General features: G+C 49.8%; 12 protein-coding genes and 1 pseudogene. 5 read left to right on the forward strand and 8 right to left on the reverse strand.

The window, feature by feature from the left end:
* Nucleotides 1-12 precede the first annotated feature (12 nt).
* From gudD to EO763_RS17885, 3 genes are all read right to left on the reverse strand, one after another.
* Nucleotides 13-1,353, reverse strand: coding sequence for a glucarate dehydratase (gudD, locus tag EO763_RS17875; protein WP_161529760.1), 1,341 nt, complete (start codon nucleotides 1,351-1,353; stop codon nucleotides 13-15).
* 36 nt (nucleotides 1,354-1,389) lie between these two features.
* The gene (locus EO763_RS17880) at nucleotides 1,390-2,727 is read right to left on the reverse strand and encodes an enolase C-terminal domain-like protein (protein WP_161529761.1); all 1,338 of its coding nucleotides are present in this window, start codon (nucleotides 2,725-2,727) and stop codon (nucleotides 1,390-1,392) included.
* A gap of 617 nt (nucleotides 2,728-3,344) precedes the next feature.
* A complete protein-coding gene (locus tag EO763_RS17885) occupies nucleotides 3,345-4,697 on the reverse strand; it encodes an MFS transporter (protein WP_161529762.1) in 1,353 nt (450 codons plus the stop codon).
* Between the two features lie 543 nt (nucleotides 4,698-5,240).
* Here EO763_RS17885 and garD point away from each other — a divergent pair.
* From garD to EO763_RS17905, 4 genes and pseudogenes are all read left to right on the forward strand, one after another.
* A pseudogene (gene garD / locus EO763_RS17890) lies at nucleotides 5,241-6,814 on the forward strand (galactarate dehydratase).
* An 866-nt stretch (nucleotides 6,815-7,680) separates the two neighbouring features.
* Nucleotides 7,681-9,216 carry a methyl-accepting chemotaxis protein gene (locus tag EO763_RS17895; protein WP_167521850.1) on the forward strand — a complete coding sequence of 512 codons (1,536 nt, stop codon included), beginning with the start codon at nucleotides 7,681-7,683 and terminating at the stop codon, nucleotides 9,214-9,216.
* Between the two features lie 170 nt (nucleotides 9,217-9,386).
* A complete protein-coding gene (locus EO763_RS17900) occupies nucleotides 9,387-9,797 on the forward strand; it encodes a FlxA-like family protein (RefSeq protein ID WP_039490930.1) in 411 nt (136 codons plus the stop codon).
* Between the two features lie 396 nt (nucleotides 9,798-10,193).
* Nucleotides 10,194-10,550 (forward strand): FlxA-like family protein, encoded by a 357-nt coding sequence (locus tag EO763_RS17905; RefSeq protein WP_109225242.1) that lies wholly within the window; start codon nucleotides 10,194-10,196, stop codon nucleotides 10,548-10,550.
* A 92-nt stretch (nucleotides 10,551-10,642) separates the two neighbouring features.
* On the opposite strand, the gene EO763_RS17910 is transcribed toward EO763_RS17905, so the two are convergent.
* From EO763_RS17910 to EO763_RS17930, 5 genes are all read right to left on the reverse strand, one after another.
* Nucleotides 10,643-10,864, reverse strand: a complete 222-nt coding sequence (locus EO763_RS17910; RefSeq protein WP_103162284.1) for a DUF3820 family protein — start codon at nucleotides 10,862-10,864, stop codon at nucleotides 10,643-10,645.
* A gap of 152 nt (nucleotides 10,865-11,016) precedes the next feature.
* A complete protein-coding gene (locus EO763_RS17915; RefSeq protein ID WP_161529763.1) occupies nucleotides 11,017-12,972 on the reverse strand; it encodes a BRCT domain-containing protein in 1,956 nt (651 codons plus the stop codon).
* 335 nt (nucleotides 12,973-13,307) lie between these two features.
* On the reverse strand, nucleotides 13,308-14,744 hold the full coding sequence (hldE, locus tag EO763_RS17920) for a bifunctional D-glycero-beta-D-manno-heptose-7-phosphate kinase/D-glycero-beta-D-manno-heptose 1-phosphate adenylyltransferase HldE (protein WP_161529764.1): 1,437 nt from the start codon (nucleotides 14,742-14,744) through the stop codon (nucleotides 13,308-13,310).
* 383 nt (nucleotides 14,745-15,127) lie between these two features.
* On the reverse strand, nucleotides 15,128-17,983 hold the full coding sequence (glnE, locus tag EO763_RS17925) for a bifunctional [glutamate--ammonia ligase]-adenylyl-L-tyrosine phosphorylase/[glutamate--ammonia-ligase] adenylyltransferase (protein WP_161529765.1): 2,856 nt from the start codon (nucleotides 17,981-17,983) through the stop codon (nucleotides 15,128-15,130).
* Nucleotides 17,984-18,035: 52 nt separating this feature from the next.
* Complete coding sequence (locus EO763_RS17930; RefSeq protein WP_161529766.1) at nucleotides 18,036-19,373, reverse strand: CYTH domain-containing protein; 1,338 nt, start codon at nucleotides 19,371-19,373, stop codon at nucleotides 18,036-18,038.
* A 264-nt stretch (nucleotides 19,374-19,637) separates the two neighbouring features.
* Here EO763_RS17930 and EO763_RS17935 point away from each other — a divergent pair, with 264 nt between their 5' ends.
* Nucleotides 19,638-20,258 (forward strand): TIGR04211 family SH3 domain-containing protein, encoded by a 621-nt coding sequence (locus tag EO763_RS17935; protein WP_161529767.1) that lies wholly within the window; start codon nucleotides 19,638-19,640, stop codon nucleotides 20,256-20,258.
* Nucleotides 20,259-20,266 lie beyond the last annotated feature (8 nt).

Here is a 20,266-nt window from a genome sequence, read left to right on the forward strand (position 1 = left end):
AAAATCAGAACGTTAGCGAACCAGACACGGACGTTTATTATCAAACGTCCACTCAGGAATAAGGTACTGCATTCCCATGGCGTCGTTACGTGCGCCTAATCCCATGTTTTTATACAGTTCGTGTGCTTTCATCACCTGATCCATATCCAGCTCGACGCCCAGACCCGGTTTCTTCGGCACTTCCACCATGCCGCCAACAATCTGCAACGGTTCTTTCGTCAGGCGTTGGTTACCTTCCTGCCAGATCCAATGCGTATCAATCGCCGTAATCTTGCCCGGAGCCGCCGCAGCGACCTGCGTAAACATGGCCAGTGAAATATCAAAGTGGTTATTGGAGTGAGAACCCCAGGTTAAGCCCCATTCGTGGCACATCTGCGCCACACGTACGGAACCTTGCATCGTCCAGAAGTGCGGATCGGCCAACGGGATATCGACCGATTGCAGCGAAATAGTGTGACCCATCTGTCGCCAGTCGGTGGCGATCATGTTGGTCGCAGTAGGCAGCCCCGTCGCACGGCGGAATTCCGCCATCACTTCACGGCCGGAGAAACCCTGTTCCGCGCCGCACGGATCTTCTGCATACGCCAGCACACCACGAAGTTGTTTGCCTAGGCCGATAGCTTCATCCAGCGACCAGGCACCGTTCGGATCCAGCGTGATGCGAGCCTGTGGGAAGCGTTTCGCCAGCGCGGTCACCGCTTCGGCCTCTTCGCTACCAGCGAGTACGCCGCCTTTCAGTTTGAAATCGTTGAAACCATATTTTTCGTACGCGGCTTCAGCCAGACGCACGATGGTTTCTGGCGTCAGCGCTTCTTCGTGACGCAGGCGATACCAGTCGCCTTTCTCGTTAGCCTGACTCTGGTAAGGCAGATCGGTTTTATTACGATCGCCGATGTAGAACAGATAACCCAGCATCTCGACGGCATCACGCTGCTGCCCATCACCCAGCAGCGAGGCCACGCTGACGTTGAGGAATTGCCCCAGCAGATCGAGCATGGCGGCTTCGATTCCCGTGACGACATGGATGGTGGTACGCAGATCGAACGTCTGCAAACCGCGCCCGGAAGAATCGCGGTCGGCGAACTGCGCACGCACCGCTGTCATCACGTTTTTGTATTCGCCCAGCGTTTTGCCCACCACCAGCGCGGCAGCATCTTCCAGCGTCTGACGGATTTTCTCACCGCCAGGAATTTCTCCGACGCCAGTATTCCCAGCGTTATCTTTCAGAATCACAATGTTGCGAGTGAAATAAGGTGCATGTGCACCACTCAGGTTGAGCAGCATACTGTCGTGACCTGCAACCGGAATAACCTGCATGTGGGTAATCACCGGCGTTGAACTTTGCAATGTCATTTTCTTATCCTTTCTCTCTCATTTTTCTATGTAGGGTTAGCGGCCAAAAACCGGGCGTTTACGATCAAATTTCCAACCAGGAATCAGGTACTGCATGGCGACGGCATCATTGCGTGCCCCGCTCGGTAATTTTTTGTAGAGATCGTGAGCCTTCATGACCTGTTCCCTATCCAGCTCAATCCCCAGACCGGGACGATCCGGCACCTTAATCTTGCCGTTGACGATTTGCAGCGGCTCTTTGGTCAGATGCTGCCCTTCCTGCCAGATCCAGTGCGTATCAATCGCCGTCGGGTTACCCGGTGCGGCAGCCCCCACGTGCGTGAACATCGCCAGAGAGATATCGAAGTGGTTATTAGAATGGCAGCCCCACGTCAGACCCCACTCATCACACAGTTGGGCGACGCGCACCGCGCCGTGCATCGTCCAGAAATGGGGATCGGCCAGCGGGATATCGACCGCCTGCAACATCACGGCATGGTTCATTTCGCGCCAGTTGGTCGCAATCATGTTGGTTGCGACCGGTAGCCCGGTAGCACGACGGAATTCCGCCATCACTTCACGACCGGAGAAACCTTGTTCGGCACCACACGGGTCTTCCGCATAGGTCAGAATGCCCTTCATGTCTTTGCACAAGCCGATCGCTTCATCCAGCAGCCAGGCACCGTTTGGATCGACGGTAATACGCGCATCCGGGAAACGCTTTTTCAGCGCTTTCACGGCATCAATTTCCTGCTCGCCGGGCAGTACACCACCTTTGAGTTTGAAATCTTTAAATCCGTAGCGGTCAGTTGTGGCTTCGGCCAAACGCACAATCGCGTCGCTGTCCATCGCCTGCTGGTGACGCAGGTGATACCACTCGTGCTTGCCTTTTTCGCCAGTTAAATAAGGTAGATCCGTCTTCGTGCGATCGCCGATATAGAACAGATAACCGAGCACGGTGACTTCATCACGCTGTTTACCCGGCCCCAGCAGCTCGGCAACGGGGACACCCATGAATTGCCCCAGCAGATCGAGCAGCGCCGCTTCAAGTGCCGCCACCGCATTCACGCGCAGTTCAAACGTCCAGGCACCTTTGCCGAAGGAATCAAAATCAGAAGACTGGTTACCGACATGAATGTCATGAACTAGACGGTTCATGCGGGCGATTTGTTCGCCTTTCACACGAGGAATGGCTTCAACCAGCGTGTTGTAAATGACTTCACCACCGGGCGCTTCGCCGACACCGGTATGCCCGGCGCTGTCGGTTAAAATGACGAGGTTACGCGTGAAGTAAGCACCATGCGCACCGCCGATGTTCAGCAGCATGCTGTCATAGCCCGCAACGGGGATGACTTTCATGTCGGTAATCACAGGCGTTGCTGAAAAGTTTGTCATGACAGGCTCCCGCCATGAATGGATCGCACAGGATTGGCGCTTAGGTTTCCGATGGTTGCCACAACGCAGGGGCGCGCTGAGGCGGATGAAAATAATTCAGTCATACAGAAATAAAAAGCAGATGGTGCACCAGTAGATGATTTCATGTTGTTTTCCTACTTTATTAGCGCGACCTTGTTTTTACTCTGATTTGAACTGAACACTGCTTGTAGGGTTATCAGAATAAAAACAGGTTATAACTGTCCCGATACCGAAATAAACCAGTCAGGAAAGCGATGTTGTAATCCGTACCGCCTTACCAACCTCAGTAAAAAGTATAAGTTTTCTTATTTCACAACTCATTGGGCAATAGCACAGCATTCCCTGTCGAAATGCAGATTAAATATGTCATTATCACAGGCCAATGGGAGGTGTTTCACGAAAACAGGGAAAAGCAAATTTCTGCCTTATAAACACCGGAATACATACCCTTGGTATCCAATTTCAAATAGGTAATCCCCTACTTTTCATGACATAAATAAACGACAAACCTATATAGTAAAACGCTGCGCCATCAGTATGACGGCACAGCGTTTTGTGTATTGCCCACATTCAGATTAGCGCCGTAACGAATGGCCTTAATTCTTAACGAACGGCTTCAATTCGACACGTTTAATCTCTTTCACAATGAACAGGTAACTGAAGATCGCAACCAGCGCATGAATCCCGACATACACCAGACCACCATTGAAAGAACCGGTCATTCCGATGATGTAGCCAATCGCAATCGGCGTCACGATACCAGACGCGTTACCGAACATATTGAACAGCCCACCGCTTAACCCACTGATTTCTTTCGGTGCAGTATCGGCCATCACCGCCCAGCCCAGCGCACCAATGCCTTTACCGAAGAAGGCGGCAGACATCACCGCAATAACAACCCACTCGGTTTCAACGTAGTTACAAATCACCATCGACATGGAGAGCAACATACCGAGGACGATAGGCGTTTTACGGGCAAAGGTCAGTGAATTGGTCCGGCGCATCAGGTAATCGGAAATAATGCCGCCCAGAACGCCCCCGACAAAACCACAGATAGCAGGCACCGAGGCGACAAATCCTGCTTTGAGGATCGACATACCGCGCGCCTGAACCAGATAAAGCGGGAACCAGGTGATGAAGAAGTAGGTCAGTGCGTTAATACAATATTGACCGATGTAAACACCAAGCATCATACGGGACTGCATTAATTGCTTGATCTGGTGCCATTTTTCACCCTTCTCAGTCGCTTTCTTCGACCCTTTGGCATCCATATTGATCAGTGCGCCACCGGCCTCGATGTAATCCAGTTCAGCCTGATTCACGCTAGGGTGATCTTTAGGATCGTGGATCACTTTCAGCCAGACAAAGCTCAGAATGATCCCCAATCCGCCCATGAACCAGAACACATGCGCCCAACCCACGGCGTGTACCAGCCAGCCCATGATAGGAGCAAAAATCACGGTAGCGAAGTATTGTGCCGAGTTGAATATCGCGACAGCAGTACCGCGCTCTTGTGCAGGGAACCAGGCCGCTACAATTCGGCTATTCCCCGGGAAGGAGGGTGATTCACACAAACCAACCATAAAACGCAGCAAGAACAGGGAAATGACGATGCCCGCCCCACTGAAGATATCGACAAAACCTTGTAATAAGGTAAAAATCGACCAGGTAAAAATACTATAGAAGTAGACTTTCTTTGAACCAAAGCGATCGAGCAGCCAGCCTCCGGGTATTTGCCCAATAACATATGCCCAGGAGAAAGCAGAGAAGATATAGCCCATCCCCACTGCATCCAGCCCAATTTCCTTAGACATTGCTGAACCAGCAATGGACAAGGTTGCGCGGTCCCCATAGTTAAATGACGTGACAATAAACAACATCACGACAATCCAGTAGCGGGCGTTTGTTCTCTTTTGTATCGCGCCAGCTGCTGAGCTTACTGTATTCATGATGAACTCCTGCTTCAATCGCGGTTCGCTCATTCATTCCGAATAACAGATAACGGTGTAGGGTTATCAGAATGAAGATCAGTGGATAGTTAACATTCCCATTTTTATTTTTTTTGCGAATAGCCAGGCTATATAGCATCAGAGTAATTAGCTGACATCTTCAACTCGCAGGAACATTATAATTTTTACCCACTGACTGCTCACTAGCTAAAAGCACAACATTAAAAATGTCCTTTTGAATATGTTGGTGCACTTGCCCTATATAGTGCGAGGTGTTTCACGAAAAACGCCGCTATTCTCTTTTTACATTCATACACATTACTTTCATTTCTGACTTAAAAACCGTGCGCCGGAAGAATGTGATCAAACTCACTAAAAATTGGGTCTTCGCCTGATAAATCAGAAACAAAAAGCGCTGGCTTAGGTCAATTGCATAATGTACGAGAAGGGAACCTCACGTATACTCATTAGCGAGCAATGAAGTAATAGCGTGGTAATAGTTACCACCGTGTTTCTGATAAACCAATAATAAAGGCTTGCATCATGTCAGATAAATCAGAAAGTAATGCTGCACAAGAGCAGCCACTTTATATTAAGGTCCACGATTCTGATAATGTTGCCATTGTTGTTAATAATAATGGCTTACGTGCCGGAACCCGTTTTAATGATGATCTGGAATTAATTGAGCATGTTCCGCAAGGTCACAAAGTGGCCCTTGTGGATATCGCCAAATCAGGTGCCATCATCCGCTATGGTGAAATTATCGGGTATGCGCTGCGCGATATTGCCCAAGGAAGCTGGATCGATGAATCTCTGGTCGAATTACCTCAGGCCCCCGCGCTGGAAACCCTGCCGTTAGCGACCAAAATCCCCCCGCGCTTCCTGCGTTGGAAGGCTATACCTTTGAAGGTTACCGCAACGCCGATGGCAGCGTAGGCACGAAAAACCTGTTGGGCATCAGCACCAGCGTGCACTGCGTCGCGGGCGTCGTGGACTATGTCGTCAAAATTATCGAACGCGATTTATTACCGAGATATCCCAACGTCGATGGCGTGGTCGCGCTCAACCATCTCTATGGCTGTGGCGTGGCAATCAATGCCCCTGCTGCGGTGGTTCCCATCCGTACCATTCACAATTTGGCGCTGAACCCGAATTTTGGCGGCGAAATACTGGTGGTCGGCCTGGGCTGTGAAAAATTACAGCCGGAGCGCCTGCTGGAAGGGACGCCTGATGTACAAGCCATCTCCCTCGACGACACCAGCATTGTCCGCTTGCAGGATGAACACCACGTTGGTTTCAGATCGATGGTGGATGACATTCTGACGATGGCAGACAAGCACCTGCAACGGTTGAACAAACGTCAGCGTGAAACCTGTCCGGCCTCTGAGCTGGTTGTCGGCATGCAGTGTGGCGGCAGCGATGCGTTCTCCGGCGTCACCGCGAACCCTGCCGTTGGTTTTGCATCCGATCTCTTGGTTCGCTGCGGTGCGACCGTCATGTTCTCCGAAGTGACCGAAGTACGCGATGCCATTCATCTGTTGACGCCGCGCGTCATCAATGAAGAAGTCGGTAAACGCCTGCTGGAAGAAATGGCCTGGTACGATAACTACCTCGACAGCGGCCAGACCGATCGTAGCGCCAACCCATCGCCGGGCAACAAAAAAGGTGGCCTCGCGAACGTGGTGGAAAAAGCGCTCGGATCCATCGCCAAATCCGGCACCAGCGCGATTGTCGAAGTCCTGTCCCCCGGTCAGCGTCCAACTAAACGTGGCTTGATTTACGCCGCAACACCGGCCAGTGATTTCGTGTGTGGCACCCAGCAGCTTGCTTCCGGTATCACCGTGCAAGTCTTCACCACCGGTCGCGGTACCCCTTATGGCCTGCTGGCTGTCCCTGTGATCAAAATGGCGACCCGAACCGCATTGGCAAACCGCTGGCACGATCTGATGGATATTGATGCCGGAACCATTGCTACCGGAGAGGCCACGATCGAAGACGTAGGCTGGCAGCTTTTCCACTTCATTTTGGATATCGCCAGCGGCAGGAAAAAAACCTGGTCCGATCAGTGGGGGCTGCATAACGCACTGGCCGTTTTCAATCCGGCGCCAGTAACCTGATTATCGTTCTCCGCAGGCCAGAATCATTATCTGGTCTGCGGATAGCGTTATTTGATCTGCAATAAATTCAGCGTCAATAAAAATAGAAGAAAGGCTGTAATTAAAAGAATAAACCGCAGAGCAGCAACATTTAATTTCATTCATGCAAAGAAAAGATAAAAAAAACTTAACAAGTCATTCTTTTTAGCGTCAAATTCATCTACTCTAAAATACCTTTTAAGAAAAATCCCTATTTTACTTCCCACCTATTTTTAATCATTTTTTACCAATTATTTATTGCCAATAAAATGAATCAATTGACAGATAATCGTCCTCATCATAGATTTACGCGTGCTGAAAAAGCGTGCTAACACTGATGACATATTTGTTACAAAAATATATATCCTAAATAATTCGAGTTTCAGGAAGGCGGCAAGCGAAGGAGTCCGATGAGCTTACTTGAGTAAGTGATTCGGGTGACTGACAAATCTGCCAGAGGCAGGTTTGAACGCTGCTTGCAGCGGCCCCAACGGGGCGAGGTCCGCGGAAGTGGGCCGAGTAGTGCAGCCAACGCTCATGCAACTTGAAGTATGACGGATACAGTTACAAAATCTCCATCACGCACAATATAGGGTAAATAGCCCGCTCATAAATAATGCATAACATTATTTTATATAAATGAGCAAGCCGCCCAAAAAATTTCAGTATACCCATTTGAATAACTTGAATATTTACACAGCAATATGCCTGACAGATTTCACGGGACTCACCATTCGGCAGCGACACTGCGTTTCAGCCTCTGTAATAAACAGAGCAGCAGAGACGAGAAAAGCAGTCGGCGTGGCTGAACCTGGAAACTGAGCGGGATACGTACGCCGGGGTTTCTAATGAGATTGAATACACCTGTTACACAGCAGGAGTATCTGTTAGACATGGACACCATATTGATGTCCACGACAAATATTCACAGCCACATCACCTATGCCAACTCTGCCTTTATTACGGTTAGCGGTTTTTCCGAAGAGCAGCTCATCAACCAGCCTCACAATATTGTGCGCCATCCCGACATGCCCGTGGAAGCCTATGCCGACATGTGGTTTACATTGAAACAAGGCGATAGCTGGACCGGATTAGTGAAAAACCGTCGCAACAACGGTGACCACTACTGGGTTCGCGCCAACGTTACGCCTGTCTACCAGCAGGAGCAGCTCGCAGGCTATATTTCGGTACGTAACACGCCCAGCGCCGAAGAAATCAAGTATGCCGAAACGCTGTATAGCGCCGTGCAGAAAAAACAGGCGGGCAGCCGTAAGTTCTACAAAGGATTAGTCGTTCGCACTGGACTCTTTTCGCCACTGTCGCTCTTGCAGAAATTGTCAGTCCGCTGGCGCTTGCGCCTGACAGTACTGGCGGTGGGCCTCATTCCCGCACTGCTTGCTTTCAGCGGCATGAATCCGCTGTGGCTGCTGGCACTGACGCTGTTACTCATCGTCATCATGGATCAGTTTCTGCAAAAGCAAATTGCACAGCCAATCAGGATGATACTCAAGCAGGCTCAGCATGTGGTATCGGGCCGTAAAGTCAAGCATGTCCACCTGAACCGGGTCGACGAAATTGGCTTGCTGCTACGCTCTGTTAACCAGTTTGCCCTGAACCTGCATTCGCTTGTCGACGACGTCAGTACACAGGTAAACGGCATCACCAACGTCAGCCATAAGCTGGCGGAAAACAATGTCGATCTGAATAGCCGAACGGAAGAGACGTCGGCCAATCTGCAACAAACTGCCGCCGCCATTGAAGAAATTACCGTTGCCGTGCAGCAGAGTGCAGAAACGGCGGCACAGGCCACCACCATGGCAGAAGCCGCCAGCAACACCGCGTTTAAAGGTGGCAATATCATGAAGGAAACCATCGGTATGATGGATTCCATCTCCAGCGCCAGCGATAAAATCGTTGATATCATTGGCGTGATAGACAGTATTGCCTTCCAGACTAACATCCTTGCGCTGAATGCGGCCGTTGAAGCCGCTCGTGCTGGCGTACAAGGGCGCGGATTTGCGGTGGTAGCCGCTGAGGTTCGCAATCTGGCACAGCATTCCGCCTCTGCGGCCAAAGAGATTAAAACGTTGATCGATGCTAACGTCCAAAGTGTGAAACAGGGCAGCACAATGGTCGAAAACGCGGGCAAACATATCAGCGATATCGTTGATGAAGTCTTGCAGGTCTCCACCATGATCAAAGAGATCAGCAACGCAACGCATGAGCAAACCTCGGCATTGGGCCTGATCAATACCTCTATTGCACAGATAGAACAAATGACACAGCGCAACACCGATATGGTTACGCACTCTACAGAAGCCGCTGAAGGGCTCAACCTTCAGGCCAGACGACTGAATAGCGCAATTAACGTGTACGGTAGTTAACGAGCATCATCTCTTCAACTCTGGCAAGGGAGTAGGACAGCGCCCTTGCCAGCAGCTTTTTTTCCTTCCAGCAAACGCACAGTAACCCCACCCATTTGTAAATTTTTCGTAAAGAAAAGCACGACACAGCCGATAATAGTCGGAGAATTGACTTATTTCAGGAGGAAGTGATGTCCATTACAATGAATACGGTGTCAAACGTAACAGCGACGGCCTCTGCGGCCAATAAGCCTGCAGCGAATAAGGCTTCATCTAATACAGAGAGTAAAGCTGCCTCTACCGCCAATACGGGTAGTGGTGCTCAACAAAAAATCGCCGCAATACAAAATCAAATCAAGCAGCTGACTAACAAGCTAAAAGAGCTGGGTACATCGGCCGAAAAAGCGGAAAGCGAAGCCGAGCGTAAACTCATCAAACAACAGCAGCAGATGATTCAGGCGCAGATCCAAGCGCTCTATGCCGAAATTGCCCGCATCCAAAAAGAAGAAGCGGAAAAGAAAGCGATGGAAGAAGCATCAAAAACAACATCACAACAAACTGAAAATAAAGACAAAAAAGGCGGTGTTGATATCTACGTCTAACTGCAATATCTGACACATTCCCCTCTTTTTTCTCTCTCTTTCCTGATTGATACATTTTGTTACATGAGCTATCAGGAAAGTGAGTATTTCATGTTTCATTGCCAACAATATCCCCTTCGAGAAAGTGCTTAAATTGCCGATATAACGGCTTGTACCCCGAATAATTCGGGTATAAACCCTAAATAATTCGAGTTTCAGGCAGGCGGCAAGCGAGCGAATCCCGATGAGCTTACACAAGTAAGTGATTCGGGTGACAAATCTGCCGGGAGCAGATTTGAACGCTGCTTGCAGCGGCCCTTTGGGGCGAGGCCCACGACGGGCCGAGTATTTAAACGCAGCCAACGTACATGCAACTTGAAGTATGACGGGTATATCGGCATCTTTTCAGGAGGGAAAATGTCAAACACCATCAGCAGTATCAGCGTATCGACAACAACAGCAAGCAGCAGTAAAAGCAGCAACACCTCAGAGCAGCAAATTGCGCAGCTCACCAAGCAGGTTCAGGCGCTTACCAAACAGGTCAGTAAACTGACCGAATCCGCTTCCAGCGCAGAAAGTGATGAAGAACGTAAACTGATCGAACAACAACAACAGGCAATTCAGGCACAGATTCAGGCGTTACAAGCACAAATTGCCCGCTTGCAGAGTGAAAAATCAGAACAGCAGTCTGATTCCTCTGCTCCGACTCAAAGTGCTAAACAAGAGGGCGTTAACCGCCCGACAGAAGACAACCAGATTAATATCTACGTGTAGTCTGCGTCAGGGATGGGGTAGCCAGTAAACGTGAAAGGTCGCTTCACTGAAGCGACCTTTTTTCATCGAGGGTTACGACAGGAAATGGATAATCAGGGACGGGGCCGTTTCAGCGGCGTGACCAACCCTTGCAGACCTTCTATCTTGATTGCCAACGTAATTTGCATCAATTCCCCTAAGCGACCTTTAGGAAATTCATCCTTGCGGGAGAACCACAGCAGGTACTCTTCTGGTAAATCAATCAGCACTCGCCCTTTGTATTTACCAAACGGCATCTGCATCCTAGCAATGTCTATCAGGTCTTCTTTTTCCATCCGTTTACGCCCCCAATAGTCGGATTGTAACTGTAGCCCCTCCGATTTTTAGTGATATTTTCCAAAATTCGGTGACCGCTTAGCGAAGCTAACTAATAAATTTCCTATTAGAAAATATTATTTACAGGTTCCATCACTAAGAGTTTACTTAACTACTGACTTTTATTTATCAAATCAAGATACTCTTGCTCAGAAAGCACTTTGACTCCTTTTTGTTTTGCGTCATTTATTTTGGTTTCTCCAACTTTCGTTCCAGCCACAAGATAAGTTGTTTTGCTGGTCACTGATGAGCCAACCTTTGCACCAAGAGATTTAGCTTGCTTTTCCATATCATTTCTTTTTGCTTGGAGCATAGTTCCAGTGAACACGATCACGGTACCAAATATAGGAGACGCAGAATTTTTTTTATCTGACGCTTTAGGCGTAATACTTAAATTAAAACCCAATGTATACACTTTAAAAAACTCATCTTTTATATTCTTCAAACCTTCAACAATTGCTTCTGCACTCAGACGAGCAAAACCATCAATTTTTTGGATATCTTCTACGGAAAGATTAAATAATTCTAGTAGCGAATGATGTTGAAGAAGTTTTTCACTGTTCCCGCCACCTAAACGGCTGACACCAAAGGCAGAAAGGAAGCGCCAATCTTCAATCTCAATTTTTCGACTAGCTTGAAGTTGATCAAATAAATTTTTACATGTCTTTTCACCAAAACCATAACTTGCGAATTGGTGCGCTTTTATTTCATAAATTTCATGTATATGTTTGATACCCAAACGGCTCAGTTTTTCAATATTTTTTGTTCCAAATCCATCATTATTCCCTAGAGTTTTAAAGAAATGGATAATCGTATTTTCAGCTTGAGCTGGGCAATCACTCCTATTAGGGCAGATTAAATGGTCTGACTCCCAAATTAATTTAGATTGGCAGCTAGGACAATAATCAGGAATTTGAGGCTCAACGGCTTTGATGACCTTCTCAATTTTAGGGATAACCAAGCCACTTCTAACAACTTGAACTATAGACCCAGGGCCAACACCATTAACTTTAACCATATTGTAATGGTGAACCGTAACTCTACTGATAGTCACACCGCTGATCTTAGTAGGAACTAACTCCGCTACTGGCGAAACCCTCCCGGTTCTGGAAGTTTGTGGGATCACCTTAACAACTTCAACTTCCGCAGTTTCCTGATTAACCTTGAAGGCTATTTGCCAACGATGAAACTTCCTAGTAGAACCCATTTTTTCTTTGATACGAGTATCCGTAACTTCGAGAACAACCCCATCAACGTCATATGGTTCCTTATTCCAAACCTCGCCGATTATATTTTCAAAATCTCTCATTAGATCTTCATAATAACCAGTCCAATCATAAAGCAATGAGAATGGATAAAAAACACAATATCCATCATTGATGGCTTTTTGTATTTTTTCATCAACATTTTTTTCAGCAATAATAGCTGCTTGTATATTTCTGGAGTTCTCAAAATATTGGCTTAATTCCTCTTCAAAAAAAACCTTATCGATAACTATCTCACCAGCACCAAGTCCTCGTTCTTTTCGATGTGCAACTTGCAACCCTCTGTCAAAAGCCCTAGTAACATCCTGTCCTTTTACGCCATCACCTCTAGTATAAAGTCTTTCTCCGTCATCAAAAGCGGCGTAACCATCCAATTTTGGAGTTACTCGAATATGGACATCCTCTCTACTAATATTCAATGATAACGCCACTTTAATTATACGATCTAGCCATTTATTAATTTCTTCTTTTGAATAGGCTTTGTCTGTAGACAACATTTTTTGAGGCAACTTAACCGTTTTACCCTCCCCTTTAAGATCCGACTCTACAGATTCTGAAAAATAATTATTAGGATTATTTTCATCAAACCAACTTTTTTTCTTATCATATTCAAAATCAGAAACTATCGGCATCCCCTGACGATATAATGCATTGGATACTTTAAGAAAGTAAAGCATATCATTATCGTTCAATGAGTAAAAAACATCATCTCTGATTGTTTTTTCAATTAACTTGTAATTGTGTTTCAAATTATTCTTATCAAGAACTAGAAGTTGCTCTTTAGTTAGCTTAAATACAGACATTTTCTTCTACCGTTTTATCTTATGTAGCTCTATGTTAAAAACTGTACTTTATATAGACAGTGATTTGAAATACTTAGTTCAGCTTAATGAATAACGCTTCCGAACTGCTCCCAGCAAGGTGTAAGAGCTACTCTTCTAACCGCTCCTGCAACACTAACTAGTCAGCTTTAACGGCGCAGTCGTCAATATCAAAGCCTGATGTACTACGAGTTTGTTCACCTTACGATAAAAATCGAGTACTTCAGCCCTGACTGGCGCGATTTACCAGAGCGAGAATCATTAGCTTGCGGACTAACGGCGTCGAAACCTTTCGAGCACCGTCAGTTTTATTTCGTTTAAGATTTAGACGTGTTGGCTTTAATTGTGTTGATGATGTTCGTCGTGGAGCAGCCATCCTCAAAGTTCAGGACTTTCACTTCACCGCCGTTGGCCCAGACTTCTTCACTACCGGCGATTTCATGTGGCTGGTAGTCGCCGCCTTTCACCAGAATGTCTGGCAGAATGCTGGCAATCAAACGCTGCGGCGTATCTTCTTCAAACGGCACGACCCAATCGACAGCTTCCAACGCACCCAGCACGATCATCCGCTGCGGCAGCGGGTTGACGGGACGAGTTGGCCCCTTCAGACGCTTGGTTGAGGCATCGCTGTTTACCGCCACGATTAATCGGTCGCCAAGTTTGCGAGCGTTTGCCAGATAAGACACATGTCCGGCGTGCAGAATATCGAAGCAGCCGTTAGTCATCACAATCTTTTCGCCACGCTGACGCGCCAGTTCAACAGCATGCTTCAGCTGTTCTTCGGTCATCACACCAAATCCGGTGTCGGCACGGCCGCGGATCGCATTTTCCAACTCAATCGGCGTGACCGTTGACGTACCCAGCTTGCCAACGACGACGCCTGCGGCAGCATTCGCCAGGAAACAGGCTTCTTCCAGTGAGTTACCTGCCGCCAGCGCAGCGGCCAGAACACCAATCACCGTATCGCCCGCACCGGTCACGTCATACACTTCCTGCGCCTGCGTCGGCAAATGCAGTGGCGCCTTGCCCGGCTGTAGCAGCGTCATCCCTTGCTCGGAACGGGTAATCAGCAACGCGGACAGATCGTAATCAGCCACCAGTTGCATACCGCGCTCGACCAGCTCTTCTTCCGTTTTGCAACGCCCTGCGACCGCTTCAAACTCAGACAGGTTCGGCGTCAGCAATGTCGCGCCACGGTAGCGGGAAAAATCCGTGCCTTTCGGGTCGATCAGCACCGGAACGCCAGCCGCTTTTGCCGTCTGAATCATGGTTTGCACATGCGCTAACGCGCCTTTTGCATAGTCAGACAGCACCAGTGCGCCAATTTTTGGCAGCGCCAGTTGAATACGTTCGATAATCGGCTGAGGATCAATCCCCTCAAAACCCTCTTCGAAATCCAGTCGGATCAACTGCTGATTGCGCGACAGCACGCGCAGCTTGGTGATCGTCGGGTGCGTAGGAACAGCGACAAAGTCACACTTCACATTCACTTCGCCAAGTTTGGCATTCAGTGCGCGAGCAGCATCGTCAATGCCCGTTAACCCCACCAGACGCGAGCCCGCGCCCAATGCAGCGATGTTCATGGCGACGTTCGCTGCGCCGCCTGGGCGCTCTTCGATCGTATCAACCTTGACCACAGGCACGGGTGCCTCTGGTGAAATTCGGCTGGTCGGCCCATACCAGTAACGATCCAGCATGACATCACCCACCACTAACACACCCGCTTGACGGAAATCAGGCAGCGTCACTTTCATCCTCTACTCCAAGCTTATTTCGCATAATGCGCGTAATAATATCATAGGCACGTATCATACACGCCACTGCCGTGCGGCTCTTCACCGCACAATACATTTTGAGATATACCCTAAATAATTCGAGTTGCATGAAGGCGGCGACGCAGTGACAAATCGGTTCGAGACCGATTTGAACAGCGCTAGCGCTGGCCCGAAGGGTGGACCTCATAAATGAGGTCCATTAATCCCCAGGAGCTTACATAAGTAAGTGACTGGGGTGAGCGACAAATCAGCGTCTAGCTGATTTGAACGCCGCTTGCGGCGGCCCTTTAGGGCGAGGCCATAAGTTGGCCGAGTAACAAAGCCAACGCACATGCAGCTTGAAATATGACGGGTATAGGAACTTACGCTCCCACTAACCACTTATTCCAACTCACCAGTACCTGCTCCCGCTCCGCAACAAACCGATCTTTGCTGACCCGACCGGACAGTTCCTGCAAGGCCAGATGGTGCAGTTCATTGCGCATGGTGACGTAGGCCAGCTTGAGCGCGTTGGCTTCACTCTCTTCCATCACGCCATATTGCGCCATCAGTTCCAGAATACGCACATTGTCTGACCAACGGGTCAAACGCGGTTCCTGAGCGGCGTAACGCAGCATCAGATACTGGGCAATGAATTCAATGTCCGTAATACCGCCCGCATCCGTTTTGATGTCAAAGAGTGCTTTATCTTTGTTCGCCAGATGCTGACGCATTTTTTCCCGCATTTCTCGCACTTCGGTTCGCAGAGTCTCCGCGTCACGCTCTGCGCACAGAATGTTGCGGCGAATAGACTCAAATGTCTGCTGCACGCCACTTTCGCCGTACACCATACGCGCGCGCACCAGCGCCTGATGCTCCCACGTCCATGCCTCATTGCGCTGATAGTCATCAAACGCTTCTACCGTACTCACCAACATACCCGCCGCGCCCGATGGCCGCAGACGGGCATCCACTTCATACAAAATGCCTGATGACGTCCGAGTGCTAAACAGATGCATCACCCGCTGTGCGAGGCGTAGGTAAAACTGGCGACCATCAATGCTGCGTTCGCCATCCGTCATCACGTCCGATGGACAGTCCAGCAAGAACACCAAATCCAGATCGGAGCTGTATCCCAGCTCCCAGCCGCCGAGTTTGCCATAGGCAATAACGGCAAACCCACGACCTTCACGATGCTGCAAATGCGACGGCTGGCCATAGCGCGCCACCATCTGCCCCCACGCCTGCTGAACCACTGCCGCGATAATCGCTTCCGCCAAATACGTTAAGTGATCGCTCACTTTCATCACGGGCAGTACGCCACCGATATCTCCTGCGGCGATACGCAGTTGCTGCGACTGTTTGAACTGGCGAACCGCTTCCAACTGCTGTTCTTCGTCATCCTCAGGGACGCGCATCAAGTACTGACGTAGCTCATCGGCGTACGCACCCGGTGCCGTCGGCTGATACAGCGTTGACGCATCGAGCAATTCATCCAGCAACAGGGGATAGCGTGCCAGTTGGCTGGCAACCATCGGCGACGCCGCACACAGGCGAATCAATTGGGCGAGCGCAGCGCGAGACTCCAGCAGCAGTTCGAGATAGGTGGTTCGTGTGACGATCCCCAGCAGCAGCGGCGTCAGACGAGACAGCACCGTATCCGCTTCCTGACGAGCGCAGACTTCCGCCAACAAACACGGCATGAGCTGATCCAGCACGTCTCGCCCGCGCGGCCCTATGGTGCGTTTCGCTACGTCGTGACGGAATTCCACAATCGTCCGCATCAGCTTTTCACGCACGCTTTCCGAGAGATGCGGCGTCAGCGGAGCCAGTTCGCCGTCGTCCAACGTGTCCTGCCATAGGCTGCTATAGCTGCCATGTTCAGGGATATCATTATTGTCCGGCGCATCATCGCCAATCAGGTCATCAAATACGTGTCGCACCGCCTGCATATGCTGTTCCAGCATGGATTGCAGCGCGTCCCAGTTGTCGAAACCCATTCCCCATGCCAGCCGCTGCTGATTCAGTTCATCACCTGGCAAGGTTTGCGTCTGCTCATCGGCAATGGCCTGCAACAGGTTCTCTAAACGACGCAGAAACAGGTAAGAGGTACTGAGGTCAAGCACCTGCTGCGGCGTTAATAATCCCAGCGATCCCACATGCTGGAGCGTAGGCAGCAGCGAACGTCCTTGTAACCCCGGTTCACGTCCGCCACGAATCAGTTGGAAAACCTGCGTGATAAATTCGATTTCACGAATCCCCCCCGCACCCAGCTTGATGTTGTTGCGCAGATCCCGGCGACGTACCTCACGGGCAATCATGCCCTTCATATTTCGCAGCGATTGGATCACACTGAAATCGATATAGCGACGGAAGACAAAGGGCTTCAGCGTACTGCGCAGTTCCTGACTGTAGGCATCGTCCATTCCCCCCATCAGGCGCGCTTTGACCATCGCATAGCGTTCCCAATCGCGGCCCTGCTCCTGATAATAATCTTCCATCGCCGCAAAGCTGAGCACCAGCGGACCGCTGTCACCAAAGGGACGTAGCCGCATATCCACACGGTACACAAAACCATCGACGGTCGGCTGATCCAGCACCTTAATGAGCCGCTGCCCCAGACGCGTGAAGAACTGCGCGTTATCCAGCTCGCGCCGCCCGCCTTGCGTATGACCATTTTCGGGATAGACAAAAATCAGATCGATATCCGAAGAGAAGTTAAGCTCTCCCCCACCCAATTTTCCCATGCCAAGAATCAGCAGAGGCTGAGCCACGCCCTGCGCATTGCAAGGTGTACCCCACTCGCGACAACAGGCCTGATATAGCCAGCTTCTGGCCGCCACGATCACCACCTCGGCCAGCTCACTGAGCTGACGCAGCGTGTGTTCCGTCGTACTGGTTTGCAGCGCCTGCGACCACGCAATCCGCGTCAGCATATGTCGGCGAAACCGACGCAATGCCGCCATCAACGCATTTTCATCGTTCACATCGGCCAGCGCGTGACTCAACCAGTCGGCGTAGTGCTGCCACTCTTCGGGCTGTGGTGGTTGTTGATGAATTCCTTGCCACCAGTCAGGATGCAGCGCAAGCGCATCGCTGACAAAATCGCTCAATGCCAGAACAGCGGCATCGCTATCCGTTATCAGCTCATCAGGTGCGGCTTCCCGCAAACGCGACAGAGCACGCTGAGAGTGTTCCGTCAGAAGCACAGGTAAAGCGGGCAAAGGAAGTATCGACATGGGGGTTCCCTTGATGCGCCGCCTATCCTCACTGACAAGCGGCAGTTAACGGTTACTGTGATGGTCCGCCGCTATGTAGCCAGAACGGGGACAAGTTCAGCACCTCTTTACGGTAGGCTTCCAGATACGCAGAAGCAGCCTGCCCAGCAGCGAGCCGCTCAATTTCGTGCAGTAACGCCTGCCAGTGTTCAACGTAGGCTTCCACTTGCTCCGCCGGATAGGCACCGGATAAGAGAAGAAAAGCGTAGATATTACGTTGCAGGCGAGGAATCTGCTGTTCGTACTGTGCTTCCGTCAATTTAGAAGAAAAGGCACTTTTCAGCTCCGCAGTGCTGCGGCTTAGCATAATGTCGGCAAAGCGTTTGAATGAGCCCTGTAACTTAATGCGATCTTTATTACCCATATGATCACGCCAGCCAGACTCGACCAACCAGGAAGTCAGTACTAACTTACTTTGCAGGTACTCAGCGCTGTAACACACATCCGCGCCATCAGGGCCTTGTAGCCGAGCCTCCAGAGTGGCGAGTGCAGAGCGAAAAAGCGTGGTGACCTTGCGTAACACGACACCTCCCACCAGTACCAACATTTCGCGCATCAACGCACTGGCTTCTGGCAGAGCTTCACGGGCAGAGGCATTCCCTCTGACCCACAGTTCTTCGTGGTATTGCCAGTGACTCAACCCCAGTTCCAGCGCCGCGCGGATGGCCTGATCGATATTGGTCTTTGGATCCACAACCAATCGATTGAGAGGCAGACACTCGCGAACCGGGTTACCTTTAGCCAGATGGTATCCGCGCGCCGCCTTACTCAGACTACCCTGCCGCATACCACCAAACTCTGCGATTTCCTTTGCCAGCTCCAACAGGTGGGTAGTCTGCCCAATCTTAAGTTCCATCTCCAATTCGCACAGTGGTTCACTCAGATCGCCAGCACGAATTTCACCGCGATCTAACGCAACCTCAATCACGCTTTGATAGTAAGTAAACACCCACTTTTCACGCGTAAAATCCGTACTAAACAGTGGATTGAGTGACGCTTGCAGCCCCATAACATCGCAATCCTCCGGCCAGACGTCCACCGGAAACAGGCTGAGATCCAGCTCGGCTTTCTCCAGCTCAACGTTATATTCTGGGTGTTGATGCAGCCCGCCAATCACTTTACCGGCCGTTTTCGCTGTCATTTCGTAGCGTTCATTTTCGCCGCGAATACGCAGGCCGATGCCATTGCGGCGCAGGTAATTATCCGCCGTTTCATAATAGGTATTGCTCAGACGCTGAGCACGCATGTGCTCATACTGACTGTAATCACTCTCCCATTCAGCCAGTTGCGTCAGCAGCGATTCAACGCTGTCGGGATGAACAATAAACTTCAGCTCAATTTCTTCACTCATAGCATTCACAACACCAAGACCACATTCATTATCATGTCAGTAAATAACATTTTACTTCACCTTACTACTCTTACCGCACACACTCTTTTTCACCTGCGAACAAGCGCGCATTTCTTATGCAAACCTGCCATCAACGACACCACTTTCCCCGTTTAAACACGCCGCCCACTGCCTTCTAAGACTGTTCTCATTTCGGTTTATACATTGCCTCGTCAGACTTAAGCCTCTACTATCGGACCACCATTAACGCAACATGATGATCTTATGCAGAAATTAGGCTTACTCTGTTTTACTTTATTTTCTCTCACGTTGAGCTGGACCGCACAGGCGGAAGAAAAACGCTACATTTCCGATGAGTTATTGACGTATGTCCACAGCGGGCCGGGCAATCAATATCGTATCGTCGGCACCGTGAATGCTGGCGCTGAAGTCACGCTACTCAGCGTTAATGAAAGCGCGGGCTATGCGCAGATCCGTGATGATAAAAACCGTACGACCTGGATCCCACTCGACCAGCTTAGCAATACGCCGAGCCTGCGCACGCGGGTGCCGGAGCTGGAAAATCAGGTCAAAGACCTGACTGACAAACTGAATAATATCGATCAGACTTGGAACCAACGTACCGCAGATATGCAGCAGAAAGTCGCTGCCAGCGATAATATTATCAACGGATTACGTCAGGAAAATCAGGATCTGAAAAATCAGCTTATCGTTGCGCAGAAGAAAGTCAGCGCGGCGAATGTCCAGCTTGACGATAAGCAGCGCACCATCATTTTACAGTGGTTTATGTATGGCGGCGGCGTTGCTGGCATCGGCTTGCTGCTGGGTCTGCTGTTGCCGCACATCATCCCTCGCAAAAAGAAAAATGACCGCTGGATGAGCTAATCGGAATA

Origin of the sequence: Pectobacterium odoriferum, from assembly GCF_009931295.1 — a bacterium.
Lineage (GTDB): Bacteria > Pseudomonadota > Gammaproteobacteria > Enterobacterales > Enterobacteriaceae > Pectobacterium > Pectobacterium odoriferum.